Here is a 3,431-nt window from a genome sequence, read left to right as displayed (position 1 = left end):
GGCGCCCCACACCTCCTCGACGAGGACGCCGGCGGGCACGGCCCGGCCCGGCCGCAGCGCGAGCACGGTGAGCAGGGCGCGCAGCCGCGCTCCGCCGACGGGGACGGTCGTGCCGTCGTCACGGAGTGCCTGGGTGGTGCCGAGGATGCGGTAGCGCACGCGCCCATTGTCCCCGCTCCCGTGCGGGCCGGTCGCCCGGTACGTCCAGAGCGGAACCAGGACCGTATCCCGACGCGTTTGCCGGGTACGGCGGGTACGTTCAGTGACGCCACACGCCAACCGCTCAGCGACCCCGGGAGCCCCACCCCATGACCACCGCCACATCCCGTCGCGGCGACAGCCGGATCAGCCCCGTCTTCCTCGGCATCGTCGCGGTCACGGCCGTGTCCGGCTGGGCGGTGTGGACGAACTTCGCCTCGCAACCGGGCTTCGCCGTATTCCTCTTCGTCACGGCCGCCTGGGTCGTGTCCCTCTGCCTGCACGAGTACGCGCACGCGCGCACGGCACTGCACAGCGGCGACATCAGCATCGGCGCCAAGGGCTATCTGACGCTGAATCCGCTGAAGTACACACACGCACTGCTCAGCATCGTGCTCCCGGTGATCTTCGTGATCATGGGCGGGATCGGTCTGCCCGGTGGCGCGGTGTTCATCGAGCGGGGCCGCATCCAGGGCCGCTGGAAGCACAGCCTGATCTCGGCGGCGGGCCCGCTGACCAACGTGCTGTTCGCGGTCGTGTGCACCGCCCCGTTCTGGCTGCACGCGCTGGACGGCGTACCGGACACGTTCCGCTACGCGCTCGGGTTCCTGGCGCTGCTCCAGGTGACGGCCGCGATCCTCAACTTCCTTCCGGTGCCCGGCCTGGACGGGTACGGGGTGATCGAGCCCTGGCTGTCGTACAAGATCAAGCGGCAGGTGGAGCCGTTCGCGCCGTTCGGCCTGCTGGCCGTGTTCGCGATCCTGTGGATCCCTCAGGTCAACGGGTGGTTCTTCGACGCGATCGACGCGGTGCTGCGCTCCCTGGGCGTGACCGACTGGGACACGTACTGGGGCCAGCGCTTCTACCGCTTCTGGGAAGGCACCCCGGAGATCCAGACCTTCACGCAGCCCTGACCCGCGAGTAAGTGGATAAGCCCCTTCCGGTGACATGACAGGACAAAGGGGCACTCGGCGTCCTCCGAACCGTCCTCACGGAAGGAGAAGTCGTGCAGCGCAGCAGCAGAACGGTGACGGCGCTCGTGGGAGTCTCTGCGGCCCTGGCCCTCGGTGCGGGATGCGCAGGCGGCGGGAGCGGGGGCTCGGACGAGCCGTTCGCGGGCAAGAGCGCCGACCGGATCGCCGCCGACGCCGTGAAGGCGACGAAGGAGGCCGACTCGATGCACATGAAGGGCACCGTGCAGCAGCAGTCGGGCTCGTCCGTCACCGTCGACCTCTCGGTGGACCAGAGCAAGAACTGCGACGGCAGCATCGGGTCGGAGGGCAGCCGGGCCGACATACGGCACACCGACGGCACGCTGTACCTGCGGGGCGACGAGCAGTACTGGCGGACGGCCCTGAAGGGGCAGCCCGGCGGCGACAAGGTCGTCCCGAAACTGAAGGACAAGTGGGTGAAGGCGCCCGCCGACGACTCCATGACGCAGGGCCTGTGCGACAAGCAGGGCCTGGTGGCCTCGATGGACGAGAACAAGTCGGAGCGCACCGGCATGAAGAAGGGGTCGACGACCACCGTCGACGGCGCGAAGGCGGTCCGGCTCACGAGGAAGACGTCGGACGGCCGGACGCTGGCGCTCTACGTGGCCACGGAGGGCAAGCCGTACATCCTGCGGACCACGGCGACGGGCGGGAAGGAGCCGAACACCGCCACGCTCAGCGACTACGGCAAGGCGGTCCGCCCGCAGGCACCGCCGGCCGGCGAGACCGTCGACCTGGAGAAGATCGCCGCGGGCGGCGCCGGGCAGGCCTGACCGTCAGGCGCCGGACGTCGGCGCCTGCGCCTTCTCCGCCTTGGCCTTGCGCGCGTAGAACCACGTCATGTTCGACGTGATGCCCGCGATGAGGACCCACACGATGCCGAGGAAGCTGCCCTGGACGAAGGAGACCACGGCGGCCACGACGGCGAGGAGGCAGACGGCGAGGGCGAAGAGGGCGATGCGGGGCATGGGGTTCGGCTCCAATGGGCAACGGCTCGGTGTTCGCCGACCAGTGTCCCCCATGCCCCGCTGACGCCTGAACGCGCCCTGAACGTACGGAAAACGTAAAGAAGGGCCGTTATACGTCCGTGACGCGCAGGCCCGCGTGGGCCTTGTAGCGGCGGTTGGTGGAGATGAGGTTGGCGACCAGGGACTCGACCTGGTGGGCGTTCCTGAGGCGGCCGGCGAAGACGCCGCGCATGCCGGGGACACGCGCGGCGAGGGCCTGGACGAGGTCGGTGTCCGCGCGGCTCTCGCCGAGGACCATCACGTCCGTGTCGATCTCCTCGACCTCCGGGTCGGCGAGCAGTACGGCCGACAGGTGGTGGAAGGCGGCGGTGACCCGAGAGTCCGGGAGCAGCGCGGCGGCCTGCTCGGCGGCGCTGCCCTCCTCGGGCTTGAGCGCGTAGGCGCCCTTCTTGTCGAAGCCGAGCGGGTTGACGCAGTCGATGACGAGCTTGCCGGCGAGGTCCTCGCGCAGCGCTTCGAGGGTCGCGCCGTGTCCGTCCCACGGCACGGCGACGATCACGACGTCGCTGCGCCGTGCGCACTCGGCGTTGTCGGCGCCCTCGATGCCGAGGCCCAGTTCGTCGGCGGCGGCCCGTGCGCGCTCGGCGGCGCGCGAGCCGAGGATCACCTTCTGCCCGGCGCGGGCGAACCGGTAGGCGAGGCCCTTGCCCTGCGGCCCGGTCCCGCCGAGCACGCCGACGACGAGCCCGGACACGTCGGGCAGGTCCCAGGGGTCCTTGGCGGGGGCCTTCGGGGTGGTCTGCGCACTGTCATTGGTAGTCATGGAGCGACCTTACTCAGGCGTACGGCCCGGGGAGTGCGGCCCTCGGCATCCTCGTGCGGACGCCGCCTGCTTGCCGCGCCCCGTTCGGGCGGTGTTCCGGTGAACGGGCCGTCCGATGAGGCCACTTGAGGCAGCATGCGACGTCATGGACGCCGTACGTGTAGCCCTGCTCCGAGAGGTTCTCGCCGGAACGCAATGGCCGGCTGCCACCCGCCGCTTCGCCGGCACGCTGCGTTCCTCGGTCGCCGCGCACGGCGGCGGGCTGCTCCTTGTGGGCGGCCCGGACTACGAGCCGTGGCATCTGGCCGCACACCTGGTGGACGAGGCGGCCTGGTCCGGCACTCCGGAGCTGTCCCCGACCCTGGTCAGGCACGCGGCCCGGCCGGACGACCCGGCTCATCTGGCGGTCGGGCTCGGGCGCCTCGCGGCGGCGCGGCGCGGGGAGACGCT

4 protein-coding genes and 1 pseudogene are annotated in these 3,431 nt (G+C 70.9%); 3 read left to right on the top strand and 2 right to left on the bottom strand.

The window, feature by feature from the left end:
• Positions 1 to 308: 308 nt before the first annotated feature.
• A complete protein-coding gene (locus tag G3I40_RS09370; protein WP_164301697.1) occupies positions 309 to 1,112 on the top strand; it encodes a site-2 protease family protein in 804 nt (267 codons plus the stop codon).
• 92 nt (positions 1,113 to 1,204) lie between these two features.
• A complete protein-coding gene (locus G3I40_RS09365) occupies positions 1,205 to 1,963 on the top strand; it encodes a hypothetical protein (RefSeq protein ID WP_164301696.1) in 759 nt (252 codons plus the stop codon).
• A gap of 3 nt (positions 1,964 to 1,966) precedes the next feature.
• Here the strand turns inward: G3I40_RS09365 and G3I40_RS09360 are convergent, their stop codons facing one another.
• Together G3I40_RS09360 and npdG are read right to left on the bottom strand one after the other, a co-directional pair.
• Positions 1,967 to 2,158 carry a hypothetical protein gene (locus G3I40_RS09360; protein WP_164301695.1) on the bottom strand — a complete coding sequence of 64 codons (192 nt, stop codon included), beginning with the start codon at positions 2,156 to 2,158 and terminating at the stop codon, positions 1,967 to 1,969.
• 109 nt (positions 2,159 to 2,267) lie between these two features.
• Positions 2,268 to 2,981 (bottom strand): NADPH-dependent F420 reductase, encoded by a 714-nt coding sequence (npdG, locus tag G3I40_RS09355; RefSeq protein WP_164301694.1) that lies wholly within the window; start codon positions 2,979 to 2,981, stop codon positions 2,268 to 2,270.
• A gap of 145 nt (positions 2,982 to 3,126) precedes the next feature.
• On the opposite strand from npdG, the pseudogene G3I40_RS09350 reads away from it, so the two are divergent.
• Positions 3,127 to 3,431, top strand: a pseudogene (locus tag G3I40_RS09350) (hypothetical protein); the annotation flags it as partial.

Source organism: Streptomyces sp. SID14478 (assembly GCF_010548525.1).
Lineage (GTDB): Bacteria > Actinomycetota > Actinomycetes > Streptomycetales > Streptomycetaceae > Streptomyces.
This window is presented reverse-complemented; position numbering and strand designations above follow the sequence as displayed.